This window comes from Pseudoalteromonas sp. QJM3NY_22 (assembly GCF_056173065.1).
In genome coordinates this window covers 3890207-3911254 of the sequence record NZ_CM149655.1, presented here as the reverse complement: position 1 = coordinate 3911254, position 21048 = coordinate 3890207, and the positions used below count along the sequence as shown (strand labels likewise).

Annotated in this window: 16 protein-coding genes; 11 read left to right on the top strand and 5 right to left on the bottom strand. The window is 38.9% G+C overall.

Annotated elements, in window-relative coordinates:
* Positions 1–33: 33 nt before the first annotated feature.
* The 3 genes from AC0VZ4_RS18115 to AC0VZ4_RS18105 form a co-directional block, all read right to left on the bottom strand.
* Complete coding sequence (locus tag AC0VZ4_RS18115; protein WP_475440352.1) at positions 34–1521, bottom strand: Ppx/GppA phosphatase family protein; 1488 nt, start codon at positions 1519–1521, stop codon at positions 34–36.
* Entirely contained in the window at positions 1514–3601 is a 2088-nt protein-coding gene (gene ppk1 / locus AC0VZ4_RS18110; protein ID WP_033038204.1) for a polyphosphate kinase 1, read from the bottom strand. The genes AC0VZ4_RS18115 and ppk1 overlap by 8 nt, the downstream gene beginning before the upstream one ends.
* 96 nt (positions 3602–3697) lie before the next feature.
* The gene (locus tag AC0VZ4_RS18105; RefSeq protein WP_007375981.1) at positions 3698–4204 is read right to left on the bottom strand and encodes a glycine cleavage system transcriptional repressor; all 507 of its coding nucleotides are present in this window, start codon (positions 4202–4204) and stop codon (positions 3698–3700) included.
* A 382-nt stretch (positions 4205–4586) separates the two neighbouring features.
* Here AC0VZ4_RS18105 and AC0VZ4_RS18100 point away from each other — a divergent pair, with 382 nt between their 5' ends.
* The 7 genes from AC0VZ4_RS18100 (at position 4587) to AC0VZ4_RS18070 (ending at position 13234) form a co-directional block, all read left to right on the top strand.
* A complete protein-coding gene (locus tag AC0VZ4_RS18100; RefSeq protein WP_475440351.1) occupies positions 4587–6821 on the top strand; it encodes an ABC transporter permease subunit in 2235 nt (744 codons plus the stop codon).
* Positions 6822–6836: 15 nt separating this feature from the next.
* Positions 6837–8486, top strand: a complete 1650-nt coding sequence (gene pstA / locus AC0VZ4_RS18095) for a phosphate ABC transporter permease PstA (RefSeq protein ID WP_033032120.1) — start codon at positions 6837–6839, stop codon at positions 8484–8486.
* Positions 8487–8513: 27 nt separating this feature from the next.
* Entirely contained in the window at positions 8514–9341 is an 828-nt protein-coding gene (gene pstB, locus AC0VZ4_RS18090) for a phosphate ABC transporter ATP-binding protein PstB (RefSeq protein ID WP_008138889.1), read from the top strand.
* Positions 9342–9387: 46 nt separating this feature from the next.
* A complete protein-coding gene (gene phoU, locus AC0VZ4_RS18085) occupies positions 9388–10089 on the top strand; it encodes a phosphate signaling complex protein PhoU (protein WP_007375985.1) in 702 nt (233 codons plus the stop codon).
* 150 nt (positions 10090–10239) lie between these two features.
* Positions 10240–10917: a TIGR00153 family protein gene (locus tag AC0VZ4_RS18080; protein WP_007375986.1), complete on the top strand. Its 678-nt coding sequence runs from the start codon at positions 10240–10242 to the stop codon at positions 10915–10917.
* Positions 10918–10956: 39 nt separating this feature from the next.
* Positions 10957–12225 (top strand): inorganic phosphate transporter, encoded by a 1269-nt coding sequence (locus tag AC0VZ4_RS18075; protein ID WP_007375987.1) that lies wholly within the window; start codon positions 10957–10959, stop codon positions 12223–12225.
* 82 nt (positions 12226–12307) lie between these two features.
* Positions 12308–13234: a hydrogen peroxide-inducible genes activator gene (locus tag AC0VZ4_RS18070; RefSeq protein ID WP_475440350.1), complete on the top strand. Its 927-nt coding sequence runs from the start codon at positions 12308–12310 to the stop codon at positions 13232–13234.
* An 18-nt stretch (positions 13235–13252) separates the two neighbouring features.
* Here AC0VZ4_RS18070 and AC0VZ4_RS18065 read toward each other — a convergent pair whose 3' ends face one another.
* Together AC0VZ4_RS18065 and AC0VZ4_RS18060 are read right to left on the bottom strand one after the other, a co-directional pair.
* Positions 13253–13465 (bottom strand): hypothetical protein, encoded by a 213-nt coding sequence (locus AC0VZ4_RS18065; RefSeq protein WP_007375989.1) that lies wholly within the window; start codon positions 13463–13465, stop codon positions 13253–13255.
* Between the two features lie 200 nt (positions 13466–13665).
* A complete protein-coding gene (locus tag AC0VZ4_RS18060) occupies positions 13666–16182 on the bottom strand; it encodes an EAL domain-containing protein (protein ID WP_475440349.1) in 2517 nt (838 codons plus the stop codon).
* Positions 16183–16367: 185 nt separating this feature from the next.
* Here AC0VZ4_RS18060 and queA point away from each other — a divergent pair, with 185 nt between their 5' ends.
* The 4 genes from queA (at position 16368) to secD (ending at position 21041) form a co-directional block, all read left to right on the top strand.
* The gene (gene queA / locus AC0VZ4_RS18055) at positions 16368–17399 is read left to right on the top strand and encodes a tRNA preQ1(34) S-adenosylmethionine ribosyltransferase-isomerase QueA (RefSeq protein WP_475440348.1); all 1032 of its coding nucleotides are present in this window, start codon (positions 16368–16370) and stop codon (positions 17397–17399) included.
* A 270-nt stretch (positions 17400–17669) separates the two neighbouring features.
* Positions 17670–18797, top strand: coding sequence for a tRNA guanosine(34) transglycosylase Tgt (gene tgt, locus AC0VZ4_RS18050; RefSeq protein ID WP_475440347.1), 1128 nt, complete (start codon positions 17670–17672; stop codon positions 18795–18797).
* Between the two features lie 26 nt (positions 18798–18823).
* Positions 18824–19162 carry a preprotein translocase subunit YajC gene (yajC, locus tag AC0VZ4_RS18045; protein ID WP_007375993.1) on the top strand — a complete coding sequence of 113 codons (339 nt, stop codon included), beginning with the start codon at positions 18824–18826 and terminating at the stop codon, positions 19160–19162.
* A gap of 19 nt (positions 19163–19181) precedes the next feature.
* The gene (gene secD / locus AC0VZ4_RS18040) at positions 19182–21041 is read left to right on the top strand and encodes a protein translocase subunit SecD (RefSeq protein ID WP_475440346.1); all 1860 of its coding nucleotides are present in this window, start codon (positions 19182–19184) and stop codon (positions 21039–21041) included.
* Positions 21042–21048 lie beyond the last annotated feature (7 nt).

The following is a 21048-nucleotide window of genomic DNA, read 5'->3' as shown; positions in this document are numbered from 1 at the left end:
TATTACTGATCCTACTTTTGATATATGTTAGTTTTAGGAGCAATCAAGCGCTATACCCACTTTCTTTAAGTAACGCTGTTCTTGTATTAAATCAGCTTGTAGTAGTGTGTGTTCTTGCAAGTAGTTATCGCAAAATTTTATAAATAAGCCGGTGCTATTTGCGCTAATTTCCATATTGGGTTTTTGGCTTACTTGGCGTTTTTGATTAAATAGAATCGCTAAACGCAAAATAGTAATAAGCTTGAGCACTTGCTGCTGAGAAATAGTTATGAATTCAGGTAACTCATCGAGCCTAATTTTTTTCCGGTAAAAGCGAATCAACGAACTTAATATTACCTGTTCTTGTTGGGTAAAGCCGGGCAGCTGGCTGTTAGCAACAATATAAGCGCTGTGTTTATTAATACCCGAAGAGTTAATTGATAGGCCAATTTCATGAAGACTAGCAGCCCATGTTAACAAGGCAATATCATCATTGTTATCAAGCTGCCACGGCGCTTTAAGTTGCTCATAAAGCCAAGTTGCAGTGTTAGTAACACGGATTGCATGTGCTTTATCTACAGTGTATCTATCACTTACGTTATTAATGGTATTGCTACGAATGTCTTTATCGGCCAACTTTTGCTGCATTTCATGTAATAAACCTTCACGTAGCGAAAAATCACTATAAGTTAGTTCTTTAATCAAAAACTCTCTAAAAATAGCAATGAGTATCGCTAAACCGCCACAAATACTTTGCTGTCGTTCCGGTGTTAAACCTTCAATGAGTAAATTATCGCTATGTTTGGCATTTATGAATTGCTGTTTAAGGGTGACTAAATCATTGTAGGTTATACAAGGCTGATGCGGGTTTTGGGCGCCCACCATAGCCAAAATAGATTTAATAGTGCCAGATGTACCAATAACGTTTTGCCAACCCTCATTGATGTAATTAGCAAAAATAACCTCTATTTCTTGTTCTGCTTTTATCTCTGCTTTATTAAAGCGTTTGGCGTTTATTATGCCGTCACTAAAAAATTGCTTGGTATAACTTACGCACCCTATATTTCGGCTTGTGAGTAACTTATGTTTAAAGTGCTTACCTATTATTAGCTCGGTGCTGCCGCCGCCAATATCAATTACTAAGCGGTTTTCTTCATTGTGTACATAATGCGCGACACCTTGATAAATGAGCCGTGCCTCTTCTTGCCCTGCAATAACATCAATATGAAATGGAAAGATCTTACTGGCTTGTGTTAAGAATGCATGGATATTTTTAGCTCGTCTAAAAGTATACGTTGCAGCTACTTTTACATTACATGCAGGGAAGTCTTGTAGAGTATTTGCAAATTGTTTAAGCACTATTAAGGCACGATCAATTGCTTGCTGGCTTAGCCTAAATTTATCGTCTAGCCCGTCAGCTAAATATACACGTTGCTTTTCTTTATGCAGAATTTGCAGTGTGCCATCCACTTCACGGGCAACCACTAAATGAAAGCTATTAGAGCCTAAGTCGACAGCGGCAATAGAGGGGTGATCATCCATTATTATAGTTACCTTCCCACTTTTTTAGGTGGTCATAAATCGCTATTTGCGAGCGGATTTTTTTACGGTTTCCACGTCTTACATAGGCATTTTTTTGTTCGCTATCGATTAAGCGTGCTTTTGTACGGTCTTTAAATTGCAGTTCTAGAATATCAATAATGAGCTGCTTTAATTTCGCATCTAAAATAGGCACACCCACCTCAACGCGGTGATCGAGATTACGGGTCATCCAATCAGCAGATGAAATATAAACTTTGTCGTTTGCGTTATTACCAAAAACCATTACCCTTGGGTGTTCTAAAAAGCGATCTACAATGCTTATTATTCTTATATTGTCGCTAAATCTAGCTACCCCTGGTATTAATGAACACATGCCACGTACAATTATACGTATTTTAACGCCGCGACGACCAGCGTAGTAGAGTTTATCAACAAGTTGTTTATCAACAAGGTTGTTTACTTTAATAGTAATTTTACCTGCACAACCGTTCTCTACATGCTGAATTTCTTTATCGATTAAATCAAGTAAAGTGTCACGAGCATTTACAGGTGACAGCATTAAGTATTCAAAATTAAAAGGTTTATAGCTACTTTCTATAAATTTAAATACGCTATCGCATTCCTCGCAGATCCCAACATGTTTTGTGAATAAACTAAAGTCGGTATAGATTTTTGCTGTTTTTTCGTGAAAGTTACCAGTGCCAATGTGTGCATACTTTACTATTTGACCTTTCTCTTTACGATGAATAATACATAACTTACTGTGTACTTTTAACGCGGGTATACCAAAAATCACTCTAATACCTGCGCCGCTTAATATCTTTGCCCACTCGATATTATTTTGTTCATCAAAGCGAGCTTTTAACTCGACCATTACAGTGACTTGTTTACCATTTTTAGCGGCATTGATGAGTGATGATATCAATCGAGATTTACTGGCAACGCGATAAATATTAACTTTAATTTGCGTAACTTTTGGGTCGAATGCTGCTTGACGCACATACTCTAGTAAGTGGTTAAATGTGTGGTACGGATAATAAAGGAGAATATCTTGTTCGCTAATAGCATCAAATACGCTGGTGTGTTTATTAAATGCAGCGCTTTGTAATGCCGGCAGCGGTTTATTTTCAAGGTACTGACGGCCTACATTAGGAAAGGCTATAAAGTCTCTAAAGTTACGATAACGGCCTGCTGGGATAAGTGCGTCGTGATGAGTTACGCTCAGGCGCTTTTTCATTACTTTAAGCATATTATCAGGCATGGTTTCGTCATATACCAAACGAACGGGCTCTGCGTAAATACGCTGTTTGAGGCCTTTAGACATTTTATCTAATAAGCCCTCTTCTAGTTCGTCATCAAGGTTATATTCTGCATCGCGAGTAAGCTTAATTGAGTAACCTTGAATTGTTTTAAAACTAAAAAAGCTATTAAAAACATCATTTAAAAAATATAAAATAACGTCATCAAGCATCACAATAGTTTTATGGCGACGAGTTTTTTCAGGCGGTAAATTTATAAATCTTGGCACGCGGTCTGTGGGTACTTCGAGCATAGCGTAATGGCTTTTTTCGTCACACATTTCTACGAATAGATAGGTCATGGTGTCGTTGACGTAATCTGAGTAATCTTTATTTTCATCAAGTAATATGGGCGAGATATGCTGTAGTACATTGTCATTAAAGTAAATTTTCAACCAATTTAAATGGAATTCGCTTAGCTTTTCAGGACGATCAACATGGATGTTATGTGCGGTTAAGTCACTTAAAATTTGCTGGTGAACTTGGTTAAATTTTTTACCAAGCAATAATACTTTTTTTTGTACTTGGCCTAAAAGAACTTCGTCTTCTTCAAAATTAGCATCAGGTAGTTTGCTTAATAAAATACGGCGCTTAACATCGGCCACTCGAACTCTGAAAAACTCATCAAGGTTATTTGAAAAGATACCTAAGAAACGCATACGCTCAATGATTGGGTTACTTTTGTCTTTTGCTTCTTGTAATACGCGCTCGTTAAACGATAGCCAGCTTAACTCTTTTGCAAAATATTCAATAACTTGCGTTTTTCCTGTATGGGCATTCATATTTTATTCCGCGATTAGATGCTAAATAAAATATAGTGCAAGTTCATGACATTAAAATGACATGCGTGTCAGGTTTATGACACGCATTAAGGAAGGTTAAACGTCTTCAACATCAACAATCAAATCGCTAGTTATCGATTCGAGAGCATCAATTACTTCATCTTTATTCATTCCATTAGGTAACGTTATGGTAGCTACGGCGCTAAAAATAGGGACTCCCCAGTTTGGGGCGCTCTGTTGCCTTGAGTTTAAATGGGTAATGTTAGCGCCCTTATGGCGAATAACACTGGCAAGTTCTTGTACTATTCCAGGGCGATCGTTTCCTGTAATCACAAAGTTTAGCTGTTCAAGTTCAACATGTTCTATTTCTGTATTGCCGGTTTCAATACGTACATCAAGCTTAGGCAATGCGTTTAATGCATTTTGAAGTGATTGTAAATGCTCTTCAGCGACCTCTAGCTGTATGATCCCCGCAAAGTGACCAAGTAAATGACTTAAGTTACTGCTGAGCCAATTACCGTTATTTTTTAAAATAATGGTTGAGATGCTTTCTACTAAGCCAGGGCGATCTTTCCCTAAAATTGTTATAACCAACTGCTTCATAAATAATTCTCTTTTTTAAGCCCAAAGAAGGTAAATGCATAGGCATTAAGTGTTTATCTAACTTAAATCTAAATATTATGGGTTGTTTTATAAACGATAGGTTCAAACCCTAGAGTTGTGCGCGTCTAGCAATGTGCACTAGGTGCTTAGCTCATTGCTATTGTTATTTATTAGGCGCCTTTCAGTATTGACCTCGATAAATACTTTGTCCAATAAATTTATAATTAAGTTCACTTATAAACTATTCGTTTAATGCAAAATATGCAATGAATTAAACCACCTTATTATTAGCTGGCTAAAAAGGTTTATTGTTACCGCTGTAACAATACTGTCATCTTGATGAAATATAATTTATGCAACGTTAAGATTTAAGGGTGTTTTGATGACTTCCAATCCGAATAAGCCGACTTTTAATACGGATCGAAGCCGTCTATTTAAAGATCGGTTTGCCAAGTTTGGCATAACCGCAGGTGGAGTAATGGTATTAATAGCGCTGCTATTAATTTTTTTCTACCTCCTTTATGTAGTACAACCGATTTTTGAATCAGCAAAAGTTGAAAAGCGCGACAGTTTCAATGTTGCCAATGCAGATCAAATTGTTGGTTTAGGTGTTGAAGAGCAAACAGAAGTTGCTTTTTTACTTAGCAAGCAAGGCAGTGTAGATTTTTACAATGTAGAAAAAGCTAGTTTTGGTAAAAAACTTAAAACACTTGATGTAGAACTACCAAGTGACGTGAGCAGCTTTGCGACCAGCGCACCGTTTCAGGGGCAATATGCCTATGGCTTACAAAACGGCTCGGTGGTGATTGTTGCACCTAAATTTTTAGTCACGTTTCCAAATAATGAACGTAAATTAACGCCGCGAGTTGATTACCCACTTGGCGAAATGGCGCTAGAAGTAGATGAAGAAGGCGCTGCTATATCGCGTTTTGCATTTAGTCATTATGAAGATAAAACAGCTGTTGTGGCATTAACGGCTGACAAACGTGTTTTGTTTAGTAGCTTTGTAGCTGAAGAAAACATGTTTACTGGCGAGGTAGAATGGGTTGTTGAACGTACTGAGTTGAACATTGAAGGGCGCGTCGATGAGCTTTTAATTTCACCTGATACAACGCGTACTTTTATTCGTTCAGCTAATCAAATTTATGTATACGATACACGTGATTCAAGCGACGTTGAGCTAATTCAATTACTTTCGGCAAATGAAGAAAATGCAAATATAGTATCTGCACAATTACTTGCCGGTGCTAACTCATTGATGCTTGCTAATGATAATGGTGAGGTTTCACAATGGTTTGAAGTAAATACTGAGACTGGTCGTGAATATCAAAAAATCCGCTCATTTGAAACAAGTAAACAAAGTAAGTTAAATATATTTACAGAGTTTTATCGCCGAACTTTTTTTACTACCAGCAGTAATGGCGAACTTGGTGTGTACTATACAACAAGCGAAGCCAAATTATGGCAAGGCAAGGTGAGTGAAGGTGCTATTAAAGACTTTGCTATTGCACCACGCTCTAACGCCGCATTAATTTTAGCTGACAATAAACTTACGGTACTTGAAATACATAACGAACACCCTGAGGTAACCTGGTCTGCGCTATGGGAAGAAGTATGGTACGAAGGCTACCCTGAGCCGGGTTATATTTGGCAGTCAACATCAGCAAGCGATGACTTTGAATCTAAGTTTTCACTCGTACCTATTTCGTTTGGCACAATAAAGGCAGCATTTTATGCCATGTTATTTGCGGTACCTATTGCACTTTCTGCAGCCATTTATACAGCCTACTTTATGTCGAGTGAGCTTCGTAAGGTAGTGAAACCAACCGTAGAAATAATGGAAGCATTACCCACGGTTATTTTAGGTTTTTTAGCTGGTCTTTGGTTGGCTCCTTTAATTGAAGAGCATTTGCCAGCCATTGTTGGGTTATTGGTATTACTACCATTGGGTATTTTAGGTACGGCATTAGGCTGGACAAAGTTGCCTGCAAGCATTCGCCATAAAATACCAGAAGGTTCTCATTCAATCATCCTTATTCCGGTTGTGTTACTTATTGGCTGGTTTTCGTTCGCAATGAGCGAAACAATTGAACTGTGGATGTTTGATGGCAATGTTCGCCAATATTTAACGAATGAATTAGGCATGACGTTCGATCAGCGAAACTCGTTAGTTGTTGGTATTGCGATGGGGTTTGCGGTTATTCCTACTATATTTTCGATTGCTGAAGATGCGGTATTTAGTGTGCCAAAACATTTATCAAACGGTTCATTAGCTCTGGGAGCTACTCAGTGGCAAACGCTTGTGCGTGTTGTATTACTAACAGCCAGCCCAGGTATTTTTTCAGCAGTAATGATGGGGTTAGGCCGTGCAGTTGGCGAAACAATGATTGTATTAATGGCGACAGGTAATACACCTATTATGGATTGGAGTATTTTCCAAGGCATGCGTACTCTTGCTGCAAATATTGCGGTGGAAATGCCAGAGTCAGAAGTGGGTAGTTCACATTATAGAATTTTGTTTTTAGCCGCTTTTGTACTATTCATATTCACCTTCATTTTTAACACAGTGGCTGAGTTTGTTCGTCAGCAACTACGTGAAAAATACAGCTCAATGTAAGTGGAGAGACACGACATGATAAAGCAGTGGTTTAGGTCTGGTTCTCCTTGGATTTGGATGACCGGTGGTGCAGTGAGCATCAGTTTAATTTCAGTGCTAGGTATCCTAGCAATGATAGCCTGGAAGGGATTAAGTTTTTTTTGGCCTTCTCAAGTTGTACAGTTTGAACTTGAAGGGTCAATTGCAAAACAAACCGTAATAGGTGAAATTTACGATCGTGAACTTGTTCCTAAAGAGCGTTTGACGGCAACGGGTATTGATGTATCTGCATTCGATAAAGAAGAGTTTGAACGTTTACTGATTAAAACGGGTAATCGGGAATACGTAGATTTAGATTTTCGTTGGATACTGGAAACTGACATAAAAGATAAATCAACGCCAGCGGCACTTGCAGTATTCGAACGTAGCAAAAACGGTAACTTTTATGGCTATGTAGAAAATGTAATTAAAGATGGCAAGCCGGTGGCTGGCGATAAAGTAGAAATACTACATGAGCTTGTTGAACGTGCTGTTGATTTAAACGATGAGGCACTCGATTTACAAAATGGCGATATAGGCCATATTAACTACGAGCTTGAGCGTCTTCGTTTAAAAGAAAAGGGCTACTTACTCGATAACGCATTAACTGATGAACGTGTTGCTGAGCTTGCTCAAGCACGTGCTGAATTACGTGCAGAGTATGGTGTACTTGAAAAAGATTTATTTGCACTACGTAAGCAAGCTAAACGTGACTACGTAACCGTAAAAGATATGCGCGGTGAAATTGTTACTATTCCTATGTACCAAGTACTCGATGTTTGGTTTCCAAACGACATGGGCTTTTTTGCAAAGTTAGGGCACTACTTTGTACAGTTAGGTAAGTTTGTATCTGATGACCCACGTGAAGCAAATACCGAAGGCGGCGTTTTTCCTGCTATATTTGGTACAGTGTTTATGGTTATGTTGATGGCTGTAATCGTGACGCCGTTTGGTGTTGTTGCTGCAATTTATTTGCACGAGTATGCCGCTAAAAATGCTATCACTAAAATGATTCGTATTGCGGTAATTAACTTAGCGGGTGTGCCTTCAATTGTATACGGTGTATTTGGCCTTGGCTTTTTTGTATACATGTTAGGTGGCAGCTTAGACCAATTATTTTATCCAGAAGCATCACCAACCCCAGTATTTGGTACTCCTGGTGTAATGTGGTCGGCGTTAACGCTCGCTATACTGACTTTACCTGTTGTTATTGTATCGACTGAAGAGGGGTTATCTCGTATTCCTAGCACTGTGCGCGATGGTTCACTCGCACTTGGCGCAACAAAAGTTGAAACGTTATGGCGTATAGTAATTCCAATGGCAAGTCCTGCAATTATGACCGGTTTAATATTGGCAGTTGCACGTGCAGCAGGTGAAGTTGCACCACTAATGTTGGTGGGCGTTGTGAAAATGGCACCTACATTACCACTGGATGGCAACTTCCCGTACTTTCACTTAGATAGAAAGTTCATGCATTTAGGTTTTCATATTTACGATGTTGGCTTCCAAAGTCCTAATGTTGAAGCGGCGCGTCCGCTGGTATACGCAACGGCCTTTTTATTAGTGTCGGTGATTATTACGCTTAACATAACGGCTATTGGTATACGTAATCATTTACGTGAAAAATTCAGATCGCTTGAACACTAATTTGTAAAGATTTTATAGGTAACAAACATGATTACAGTCGCTCCACAAGTAAACCAAGCAAATATAGGCTTGAAGTTAGATTTAGAAAACTTAACTGACGATCAAAAAGCGTTAGAGATTAAAAATCTCGATCTTTACTACGGTGATAAGCAAGCACTTAATAAAGTGAATATGAACATTCCTAAAGGTCAAGTAACCGCGTTTATCGGCCCATCGGGTTGCGGTAAATCAACATTGCTGCGCTGTATCAACCGCATGAATGATTTGGTTGATATTTGCCGAATTGAAGGTGAGATATTACTTCATGGGCAAAATATATATGATAAAAGTGTTGATGTAGCCGCACTTCGCCGTAACGTAGGCATGGTATTTCAGCGTCCGAACCCATTTCCTAAATCTATTTATGAGAATGTGGTATATGGACTACGCTTACAAGGTATTAAAGAGAAACGTAAATTAGACGAAGTAGTAGAGCAGTCGCTTCGTGGTGCAGCATTGTGGGATGAAGTAAAAGACAGATTACACGATAGTGCGTTTGGTTTGTCGGGTGGTCAGCAGCAACGTTTAGTTATTGCTCGTTCAATTGCGATTGAGCCAGAAGTGTTACTATTAGATGAGCCTACATCAGCGCTTGATCCAATTTCAACGTTGGTAATTGAAGAGCTTATTAACGATTTAAAAAACAAATTTACCGTTGTTATTGTTACACATAACATGCAACAAGCAGCGCGAGTGTCTGATCAAACAGCCTTTATGTATATGGGTGAATTGATTGAGTATTCAGATACAAATACCTTATTTACAACACCAACTAAGAAAAAGACCGAAGACTACATTACCGGTCGTTACGGTTAATTAGCCCGTTATAACGTGTTGTATAAGATTAAGAGAGAAGGCAATTATGGAACATAATATTAATAAGCATATTTCTGGCCGGTTTAATCAAGAGCTAGAAAATGTACGCAACCATGTATTAAGCATGGGAGGCCTCGTTGAACAACAACTAAGCAGCGCACTTGACGCCGTTAGTCGTAACGATGCAGAGCTTGCTCAAAAGGTGCGTCAGAACGATTACAAAGTAAATGCTATGGAAGTGAACATTGACGAAGAGTGCACTCGCATTATTGCTCGTCGTCAGCCAGCAGCCAGTGATTTACGGTTAGTAATTGCAATTGCAAAAACGATTGCTGATTTAGAGCGTATTGGCGATGAAGCAAAGCGCATTGCAAAAGTGGCATTGGATTCATTTACTAAAGATCAGCAAGATTTATTAGTTAATATTGAAAATATGGGTCGCCAAGTATTAAAAATGCTTCATGATGTGCTAGATGCGTTTGCGCGTATGGATGTACAACGTGCATTTCAGGTTCACAAGGAAGATGCAAAGGTAGATAGAGAGTATGAAGCCATTACACGTCAAATAATGACCTATATGATGGAAGATCCTCGCTCAATCCCGAAAATTATGGATTTAGTGTGGTCTGTGCGTTCGCTTGAGCGTATCGGAGATCGTTGCCAAAATATTGCGGAATACATTATATATTTCGTAAATGGCAAAGATATTCGTCATACATCTCAAGAAGATATAGAAAAATCTCTATAAATTTAATTATTTCATTCTTTTGTATTAAAGCGGCCTTGTGTCGCTTTGTGCATTGTTAGCACAAGTGAAGCAATAAAAAGCATTCACAATCGTTGTGAATGCTGTAAAATTCATGCTGCAAAGCATATCAATTTGATTAAAGGGTCAGTTATGCCTACAAACGCGTTTTTAGGAGTATTTGCAAAATCTCCTATCAAACCTATGGAAGAACACATCAAGAAGGTTCATCAAGCAAGTAAAGCTTTGATACCTTTTTTTAATCACGTATTTAAAGAAGAGTGGGTACAAGCAGAAGAGCTTCGTATCACTATTCGTAATTTAGAGCGTGAAGCTGATGATATGAAAAGAGATATACGTTTACAGCTACCGCGTGGATTATTCATGCCGGTAGAGCGTACAGATCTGCTCGAATTAGTAACCCAACAAGACAAAATTGCTAATAAAGCGAAAGACATTGCTGGACGTGTGATTGGTCGTGAAATGACGATTCCTAAAGTTATGCAAGTTGATTTTCTTGCTTATTTAACTCGTTGTGTAGATGCAACTAAACAAGCATCTAAAGCAATTAATGAGTTAGAAGAATTGCTAGAAACTGGTTTTAAAGGTCGCGAAGTGACCTTAGTAGAAAAAATGCTAGTAGAATTGGATGCGATAGAACAAGACACGGATGAAATGCAAATAAAAGTACGTCGCCAACTGCGAGTTGTAGAAGGTGAGCTAAATCCAATTGATGTAATGTTTTTATACAAAATCATTGAGTGGGTTGGCGAGCTTGCAGATATTGCAGAGCGCGTAGGATCACGTCTTGAGCTGATGTTAGCTCGTTAATTTAAAATCAGTTCAATTACGAAAGATTAAGGTTACACAATGGATATCATTGCATCTTACGGCACGGTATTAATTTTAATTGCCGCAGCAGTCGGCTTTTTTATGGCTTATGGTATTGGCGCGAATGACGTTGCTAATGCTATGGGTACTTCAGTAGGTTCTAAAGCGCTTACAATCAAACAAGCAATTTTTATTGCGATGATTTTTGAATTTGCAGGTGCTTACTTAGCAGGTGGTGAGGTTACATCAACAATCCGTAAAGGAATTATTGATGCAGCACCATTTGCAGATATTCCTGAGCTTATGGTTCTGGGCATGATTGCTTCTTTATTTGCAGCCGGAACATGGCTATTAATGGCTTCGTTCCTAGGTTGGCCGGTATCAACTACTCACTCAATCATTGGCGCAATCATTGGTTTTGCTTTAGTTGCTGTTGGTACTGAGGCAATCCAATGGGATAAAGTAGGTGGTATTGTTGGTAGTTGGATTATAACACCGGCTATATCAGGCTTTATTGCATACTTAATATTTATGAGTGCGCAAAAGCTTATTTTTGATACAGACGCTCCACTTAAAAATGCTAAACGTTATGTACCGCTTTATATGGGTCTAGCGGGCTTTATTATGGCTTTAGTTACAATTAAAAAAGGCTTAAAGCATGTTGGCATAGATTTAGGTGCTGTTGAAGGCTATGCACTTTCTATCGCTATTGCGGTTATTGTGGGTATTATTGGTAAAATTGCTATTTCTCGTTTGAAGATTGATCCTCAAGCGGATAAGCAAATGCAGTTCAACAATGTTGAAAAAGTATTTGCTGTATTAATGGTATTAACTGCATGTTGTATGGCATTCGCCCATGGTTCTAATGACGTTGCTAATGCTATTGGTCCACTAGCTGCTGTTGTAAATATTGTTGAAAACAATGGTGAAATTGCTAAGAAAGCCGCTATTGCATGGTGGATTCTACCGCTTGGTGGTTTTGGTATTGTGGCAGGTCTTGCTATCTTAGGTAAAAAAGTAATTAAAACGATTGGTGAAGGCATTACACATTTAACGCCTAGCCGTGGTTTTGCTGCTGAACTAGCTGCTGCTTCAACGGTTGTTATTGCATCAGGTACTGGTATGCCAATCTCTACTACTCAGACCTTAGTTGGCGCGGTATTAGGTGTAGGTATGGCACGTGGAATTGGAGCACTTAATATGGGCGTAATCAGAAACATTGTAGTTTCTTGGGTAATTACGTTGCCAGTTGGTGCTGCCCTTGCTATTGTTATTTTCTACGTACTAAGAACCGCTTTTGGGGTTTAACAAAAAAGTACTTAAAGACTTTTAGCTTGAAAAGATCTCAACGCCCTAGGTGTTGGGGTCTTTTTATTTGTGGAAAGAAAAAATGACCAATCTTCCAAGCATCAAACAGCTACAGTATTTATTAGCTGTTCATCAACATCAACACTTTGGGCGTGCCGCGAGCGCGTGCTTTATAGGTCAATCCACTTTAAGTAGTGCGATTCAAAACCTTGAAGAAACACTTGGTTGTCAGCTCATCGAGCGAGAAAATCGTAGCCTTATGTTTACCAGCATCGGCGAAGAAGTTGTAGAGCGTTCTCGTAAAATAATTAATGATACAATTAGCTTAAAAGAGCTGACTAAAAGCTTTTTAACTCCCCTCAGCGGTAAGTTAACCGTGGGTGTAATACCGACTATCGCGAGCTTTATTGCTGCGCCGCTCTATCACTTTTGCAAACAAGCTTTTTGCGACTTAGAGCTGGTATTGATAGAAGACACGAGCGATAAACTACTCGACAAGCTCGAGCATGGTCATATTGATTTAGCGCTATTAGCCTTACCATACGAAACGGATAAGTTTCATACTCAAATTTTGGCAAAAGATCATTTTAGCTTAGTGCATCATAAAGAATATATGCCTGCAAAGGGGGTAGAGGACTTTAATTTGCTACCAGATGCGAGTGTATTCTTACTGGAGCGTGAGCATTGTATGACAGGGCATGCGCTTAGTGCGTGTCACTTAAATCGTGCTAGTTGTATTAATCCATTTGAAGCAGCAAGTATGCATACTTTGCTTAGCATGGTTGAACATCAACTTGGCGTGACTTTTTTACCGCAAATGGCAATTAATGCAGGGATTTTAGATAATAAAAATATGACAGCGACACCATCGCAAAGCGACGCATACCGTGATATCGGTATATTGTGGCGTAAAACAACGGGACGAATTCGCGACTTTAAATTATTTAGTCAGCAGCTTGAGGTGTTTTTACAACGCCAATGTAGTTTGGAGTTTAATAAAACAAAGTGATTTAAATGTTAAAGCAGCCTAAAGAGGCTGCTTTTGATCATGGTTATGGTGTTCAAAAGGTTCTAGCTCCGGTAAAAATAATAAATAGATCCACACCACTAAATTAAAATAAGGCATGCAACCTAATACTGTAAATACTCGAATTGGGTAGCCCTTTATGCTCGCGTATCGATAGCATTGATACGCTATTGCAAAGTGAATAAGTAGTAATAATATAATCAATTGCGTCATATTTATCTCCTCAAACCTTATTTTAAAACAGCCCATGATTTAGGGTTCTGTATTTGCAATAGGTAATGTCATGTTTGTTAAGCGTAATCCTTTAAATAACGTGACATTCGTATTGTGATGAGGAAAGTATAGGTAAAAAAGATAATAATGATAGTAATAAAATGCTTAAAATTGTTTATTAATGCTTAATATGAGCTAGGTTATTGTTGGTAAAAAACTTTATTTTTTAAAATATTTTCAAGCTCCGTTTTTACTTTTTCAACCGCCATAGGACGTGCAATAAAGTAGCCTTGTCCGTAGTCCACACCAATCTCTTTTAGTGCAAAAAATATATCTTTATTTTCAACATACTCAGCCACAGAACGCTTATCGAGTGACCGGCTTATATCATTAATTGCTTTTACTAACGCTAAATCGATGGGGTCGTTAAGCATGTCACGTACAAATGAGCCGTCAATTTTTACATGCTGTGCGGGAAGCTGCTTTAAATAATTAAAAGTACTAAAGCCGGTACCAAAGTCATCTATAGAAAAGTGACAACCTAAGCTATTGAGCTTCTCAATCATCTTACGTGTTGCTTTTAGATTATTAATACTTGCAGATTCAGTAATTTCAAAAATAATACGAGTAGGTGATACTTGATATTTTTCTAAGCTTGACTCTATAAGCGGCAGTAATCGTTCATCTAAAAATGATTGTGCTGATAGATTGATTGCGACTTGATTTAATTCTGGGTGTTTTTCAACACAAGCAAGCGTGTTACGAATTACACATTGATCCATCAAAAATGTATCGTTTAACATTTCAAGCGATGGAATAAATTGATTGGGGTACACAAGTTTATCATTGAGCTTTAATCGTAGTAGTACTTCAAAGTAAGCAACTTTACTTTGTTTGAAGTCCCAAATAGGCTGATAATGAAGCTCTATATTATCTTGTTGTAATGCTTGGCGGATTTCGTGACCCCATTCCAAACCTGTTTGCAATGTCTTATTTTGCGAGTCTTCTTTTGAATAACAGTGGACTAAATTTCGACCTAAATTTTTAGCTATATATAGGGCTATGTCGGCTTGTTTTAAGCATTCATTGGGATCGCAATTTTTAGATGTAATTTGAGCTAAGCCAATAGAGCAGCTTATTGTGTAAACTTGATCCTCTGATTTAAAAGTATGTTGTTCAATTGCGATGCAAACACCTTCGGCCACTAAATGCGCTTCTAATAAGTTCATGTTTGTTAAAATAACAGCAAATTCGTCACCGCCAATACGGCAAACAAGGTGTTCATCACCGATATTGTCTTTAAACAGTTGAGCCACTTCTTTTAAGACAATATCGCCCTGATGGTGGCCCTTACTGTCATTTATTATTTTAAAGTGATCAAGATCGATATAAATAATAGCATGTTCTATATCATCGAAAGTGTGCTTTGGTTGGCAGATACGATTAAGTTGTTGATCAAAATAATAGCGGTTATGTAAGCCTGTAAGTGGATCGTGATGCGCTAAATGACGTAACTGTAATTCAGCTTGCTTTCGCTCATGAATATTGTCGATTGTGGCGGTAATTGTTGCTGTATTACGACTATTTTTGATCAGTTGAAACCTGCATTCTACCCAAATTTGAGTGCCATTTTTGTGCTGTAACTTAATTTCTACTTGTTGCTGATTTTCACCCCCCCCTAAAATATCACAAATCGTATTTTGTAATTTTTCTTGGCATTCATTAATACAAAATGCGGTTAAAGGTTTTTGCAGTGTTGGTTTTACGCCATGACCACTTAGTGTCTCCCAAGCTGGATTTATAAAGCGTATTTTACCTAGTTGATCAAGTTCAAGTACCACGGTATTCAAGTGTAATAGAATGCGTTGGTGGGCTGAGAATAATTCTTTATATTTCACTTCACTTACACTCAATTGCTCAACTTTGTTGGCGAATTCAGCATAACTGACCATAAAGTCTTCTCGACGTGCTGCGTGGTCACATACTTTATTTAAAAAAGAAGGGTCGTAGGGGACACGAATAAAATCGGTAACACCTGATAATAAGAGCTGCTCTGCATAATTTGCATCATCATTATCTATAATTGTTACAATTGCCTGTTTTGGGTTGTGCTGCAAAATCTCTTCTACTAAAACACTCGACGTTTCAGCTCTTGCGGCTGTGGCATCTAACAATACGATGGCAAATTTTTGTTGGTAGTAAGCGTTTAGCGCTTCTTTGCTTGTTGTTGTATGTGTAATTGCAAAGTTTAGCTTTAGTTGTGCGCTAATATCATTGGCTTTATCTTGCAGTGGCTCAAGTAATAATAGGTTTAAGCGGCTACTTTTTTCTAAATGTGTTGACAGCACATTAGCCAAAACTTGTGGCAGCATGTCTTGTTGCTCAAAAGGCAGTACGGCATCAATACCATAACTACGCGCAGTTGTTTCTGCGATGCGTTCACAATAAATGGGAGGGATGAGTAGTATCGGCGTATTCTTTGGTGTTTTTAATAAACCCGAACGGATCATTCGTGAAAAGCGCCAACCATCAATTTTACCAACATTGAGGCCCGTGATAATAATATCAACAGGCTGTTGCTTTAATAGTTTTAAAGCTTGTTGACTGTCTTGTACTTCAATAAAAGCAAAAACATTCAGGCCCTCTAAAGTGGCACGAATAGTAAGGCGTTCAGCACGACTTGCGTTTAAAATTAGCAATTTAAGTTGCTCTACCACGTATTTTTCAACCCATATTTATTTAACCGAATAAGAATAGTGATTTTTTGATTGAAGAACAAGAAAATTAATGGCCATTCGCAGGCTTGTGTATTTCAATTTTGCAGAATATAAGGGGATTTCTTGAGCTTGATAGGCGATAGATATACACTTGGCGCGATTTTAAATGATGTGGATTACTAACTATGCGCGTAGCTGATTTTAGCTTTGACTTACCTGATGAATTAATAGCTCGCTTTCCTAAGCCGGATCGAACGAGTAGTCGTTTACTTAGCCTAGATGGGCCTAGTGGTAGTGTAGAACACAAAGTCTTTAGTGATATACTTGAACTGGTAAACGAAAACGACTTACTGGTTTTTAATAACACGAGAGTAATCCCTGCACGCATGTTTGGTCAAAAAGCATCAGGTGGTAAAGTTGAAGTATTAGTTGAACGCGTACTTGATGAACATCGTGTGCTTGCACATGTACGTGCTAGCAAATCATTAAAGCCTGGTAATGAAGTTATTTTAGAAGATAAGGTCAAGGCAATTATGGTTGCACGCCATGGCACGTTATTTGAGCTTGAATTTGATCACAGTCAAAACGTACTTGATATATTAAACGACATTGGACACATGCCATTACCGCCTTATATTGATCGCCCTGATAACGAAGCCGATCGTGAGCGCTATCAAACAGTTTATGGTGAAAAACCAGGGGCAGTGGCAGCGCCTACTGCTGGTTTACATTTTGATAAACAGTTAATGGCTGCATTAAAGGATAAGGGCGTGCAAATGGCTTTTGTTACCTTGCATGTTGGTGCAGGTACTTTTCAGCCAGTGCGTGTTGACAGTGTTGACGATCATATAATGCATTCCGAATACATTGAAGTGCCAGAAGATGTGGTAGCGGCTGTTGCAAAAACTAAAGCGAAAGGTGGGCGCGTTATTGCCGTTGGTACAACCTCAGTGCGTTCATTAGAATCTGCAGCAAAAGTACATGGTGGCAAGCTAGACACTTACTTTGGTGATACAGATATATTCATTTATCCGGGTTATCAGTTTAATGTAGTGGATGCCATGGTTACTAATTTTCACCTACCGGAATCAACGCTTATAATGTTAGTGAGCGCCTTTAGCGGGCAAGACAACATTATGGGTGCGTATAACACGGCAATTGAACAGCAGTATCGTTTTTTTAGTTATGGCGACGCGATGTTTTTAACACGTAAATAGTTAAGTAACCGGCCCTATTGCAAGTAAATTCAACACAGTTAGCGCTGAAAATAGTTGCTTGAGACAGACTTATTATCCAGGGTTCAGGTTAAGTATTAAATTATCAGTAAAAATGATTACAAACCCCAGTTAAGTTGCTGGGGTTTTTTATTTGAATGAAGTTATCAGTATTGAATTTACCGCAGCTAATAGTATTGGCTGGTCAAAAAGGGTAGAATCGAGCGGTTAAATTATAGCTTGTTGGACTGTTTTTCTGACATTGAGGATGATATGAAATTTGAATTAGACCGTACTGACGGAAAAGCGCGCCGTGGCCGCTTGATTTTTGACCGTGGTGTAATAGAAACACCTGCATTTATGCCTGTTGGTACTTACGGTACTGTAAAAGGTATGACGCCAGATGAAGTAAAAGCGACTGGTGCACAAATTTGTTTAGGTAATACCTTCCACTTAATGCTTCGCCCAGGTACTGAGATCATTAAGCAGCATGGTGATTTACATGACTTTATGAACTGGGATTTCCCTATTTTAACTGACTCAGGCGGTTTTCAGGTATTTAGCCTAGGCGCAATGCGTAAAATCACTGAAGAGGGCGTATTATTTCAATCACCTGTAAATGGTGATGAAATTATGATGTCACCTGAAAAATCGATGGAAGTACAACGCGATTTAGGTTCAGATATTGTAATGATATTTGACGAATGTACGCCGTATCCAGCGACTGAAAAAGAAGCTAAAGATTCTATGGAGCTATCTCTTCGTTGGGCTAAGCGCTCTAAAGAAGGTCATGGCGACAACCCATCTGCTTTGTTTGGTATTATTCAAGGTGGTATGTACCCAGAATTACGTGCACAATCACAAGCCGGTCTTGAAGACATTGGTTTTGACGGTTATGCATTAGGTGGCCTATCAGTAGGCGAGCCTAAAAACGAAATGATGAACATTCTTGATCACTGTGCGTTTAAAATGCCAGAAGACAAACCTCGTTACCTTATGGGTGTAGGCAAACCAGAGGACTTAGTTGAGTCGGTTCGCCGAGGCATTGATATGTTTGACTGTGTTATGCCAACGCGTAATGCACGTAATGGTCATTTATTTATTACCACAGGTGTGGTTAAAATACGTAACGCAGTGAATAAAACAGATACAGGGCCACTTGACCCTGAGTGTGATTGCCATACGTGTGGGAATTATTCACGAGCTTATTTGCATCACCTTGATAAATGTAACGAAATTTTAGGTGCGCGACTAAACACAATTCATAATTTACGTTACTATCAACGTGTTATGGAAGGTTTACGCAATGCAATTAGCGAAGGTAAATTAGAAGAATTCGTAAAAGATTTTTATGCTCGCCGAGGCCAAGATGTGCCAGAGCTAGCAGATATAAAAAATTAAACTTTAAAAATTAAAGAGGAAGTATCATGAGTTTATTTATTTCAAACGCACAAGCAAGTACAGGCGCAGCAGCGGCAGGCGGGGGCACTATGCAAATGCTAATTATGTTAGCTATTTTTGGTTTAGTTTTTTACTTTTTGATTTATCGCCCACAAGCTAATCGTGTTAAAGAACACAAAAGCCTAATGAATGCGATGGCTAAGGGTGACGAAGTGCTAACTCAAGGTGGCTTAGTAGGTAAAATAGTTAAAATTTCTGAAGATAAAGATTTCATCGTTATCTCTTTAAATGAGCAAGCAGAAGTAACAGTGCAAAAATCATCTGTATCTGCAGTATTGCCAAAAGGCACAATGAAGTCGCTATAAAAATAATAAGGACGACCCCGTGTTAAACAAGTTTCCGGTTTGGAAGTATTTACTTGTTTTAGCTGTGGTAGCCATTGGCCTTTTATATGCTTCTCCAAACTTGTATGGTCGCGATCCGGCTATACAAGTTTCAGGTGCTAAAGGTGCTGATGTTGATCTCAGTGTTGTAGACAAAGTAAACGAAATCCTCAAAAAAAATAATGTAACCGCTAAATCGACAATACTTGAAGATGGACAAATTTTAGTTCGTTTAAAAAATGTTGAAGAGCAGTTAAAAGCGCAAGATTTACTGCGTGATTCGCTTAGTGATGATTACATTTCTGCTATTAATATGGCACCCGCTCAACCAGCTTGGTTAAAAGCGGTTGGTGGCAACCCAATGAAGTTAGGCCTTGATTTAAGTGGTGGCGTTCATTTCACCATGGAAATCGATATGGCAACAGCGGTTGATAACCAACTTGAGCAAATGGAACAAGATTTTCGCAGTGATCTTCGCGAAGAAAAACTACGTTACCGTAGTGTTCGCCGTGTAGCTGGCTCTGAACGTATGCGTGTAGAAATGCGTACCGAAGAAGACAAAAATGCTGCAGAAAGTTTCTTAGAAACTCGCTACCCGCTAAACGTTTACATTGATGATAGCAGCAACGATAAAGCATTTTTTGCAACAATGAGTGAGCAAAAACTCAAAGAAATTCGTGACTACGCTATCAAGCAAAATGAAACGATTATTCGTAACCGTATCAACCAAATTGGTGTTGCAGAGCCTAACGTACAACGCCAAGGCGCTGAGCGTATTATTGTTCAACTACCCGGTATTCAAGATACAGCACGCGCTAAAGAAATTTTAGGTGCGACAGCAACACTTGAATTTCGTGAAGTAGACGAAAATGCCGATGCAAGTGCTGCTGCTCAAGGTCGTATCCCAGCGGGTACTGAAATGATCATGAGCCGCGACGGTTACCCTGTTGTACTTAAAAAGCGTATTATTTTAGAGGGCAGCCATATTACGGGCGCGCAATCTGGCGCTGATGAATACCAACGTCCACAAGTTAGTATTACGTTAGATAGCAAAGGTGGGGCAAAAATGAATGCCTTTACCAAACGCGCTATTGGTAAGCGTATGGCAACGGTATTTATCGAATACAAGCCATCAGGTAAAAAAGATGCAGACGGTAAAGCACTTCCGCCTATTAAGGTTGAAGAAGTAATTAACGTGGCAACAATTCAAGCACGTCTTGATCGTTCGTTCCGTATTACAGGTATAGACAACCCAGCTGAAGCACACAACTTAAGTTTACTACTTCGTGCAGGTGCGCTTGTAGCACCAATTCAAATTGTTGAAGAGCGCACAGTAGGTCCAAGCTTAGGACAAGAAAATATTGAAGCGGGTATGACTGCGGTTGCACTTGGTTTTGCGTTTGTACTTGTGTTTATGCTTGTGTACTACAAAGGCTTTGGTATGGTTGCAAACCTTGCGCTTGCGGCCAACTTAGTACTGATTGTTGGCGTTATGTCTTTAATTCCAGGCGCTACACTTACGCTACCAGGTATTGCGGGTATTGTATTAACCGTAGGTATGGCTGTTGATGCCAACGTACTTATTTTTGAACGTATACGTGAAGAACTGGCCGATGGCCGTAGTCCTCAACAAGCAATTCATTTTGGTTACGATAGCGCATTTAGCACTATATTTGATGCCAACATCACGACACTAATTGCTGCCATTATACTGTTTGCAGTGGGCACAGGTCCGATTGCGGGCTTTGCAGTGACACTTGCGATTGGTATTTTAACTTCAATGTTTACAGCCATCGTTGGTACCCGTGCGGTAATCAACTTATTTGTTGGTGGTAAACGCATTGATAAACTTTCGATTTAAGGAGCAG

Excerpts from the sequence above, each read along its gene's own strand:
- pstA (WP_033032120.1), top strand. The coding sequence starts at position 6,837 with ATGATAAAGCAGTGGTTTAGGTCTGGTTCTCCTTGGATTTGGATGACC.
- queA (WP_475440348.1), top strand. The coding sequence starts at position 16,368 with ATGCGCGTAGCTGATTTTAGCTTTGACTTACCTGATGAATTAATAGCT.
- AC0VZ4_RS18065 (WP_007375989.1), bottom strand. The coding sequence starts at position 13,465 with ATGACGCAATTGATTATATTATTACTACTTATTCACTTTGCAATAGCG.
- yajC (WP_007375993.1), top strand. The coding sequence starts at position 18,824 with ATGAGTTTATTTATTTCAAACGCACAAGCAAGTACAGGCGCAGCAGCG.
- AC0VZ4_RS18105 (WP_007375981.1), bottom strand. The coding sequence starts at position 4,204 with ATGAAGCAGTTGGTTATAACAATTTTAGGGAAAGATCGCCCTGGCTTA.
- AC0VZ4_RS18100 (WP_475440351.1), top strand. The coding sequence starts at position 4,587 with ATGACTTCCAATCCGAATAAGCCGACTTTTAATACGGATCGAAGCCGT.
- AC0VZ4_RS18075 (WP_007375987.1), top strand. The coding sequence starts at position 10,957 with ATGGATATCATTGCATCTTACGGCACGGTATTAATTTTAATTGCCGCA.
- AC0VZ4_RS18080 (WP_007375986.1), top strand. The coding sequence starts at position 10,240 with ATGCCTACAAACGCGTTTTTAGGAGTATTTGCAAAATCTCCTATCAAA.
- pstB (WP_008138889.1), top strand. The coding sequence starts at position 8,514 with ATGATTACAGTCGCTCCACAAGTAAACCAAGCAAATATAGGCTTGAAG.
- AC0VZ4_RS18115 (WP_475440352.1), bottom strand. The coding sequence starts at position 1,521 with ATGGATGATCACCCCTCTATTGCCGCTGTCGACTTAGGCTCTAATAGC.
- phoU (WP_007375985.1), top strand. The coding sequence starts at position 9,388 with ATGGAACATAATATTAATAAGCATATTTCTGGCCGGTTTAATCAAGAG.
- AC0VZ4_RS18070 (WP_475440350.1), top strand. The coding sequence starts at position 12,308 with ATGACCAATCTTCCAAGCATCAAACAGCTACAGTATTTATTAGCTGTT.
- ppk1 (WP_033038204.1), bottom strand. The coding sequence starts at position 3,601 with ATGAATGCCCATACAGGAAAAACGCAAGTTATTGAATATTTTGCAAAA.
- tgt (WP_475440347.1), top strand. The coding sequence starts at position 17,670 with ATGAAATTTGAATTAGACCGTACTGACGGAAAAGCGCGCCGTGGCCGC.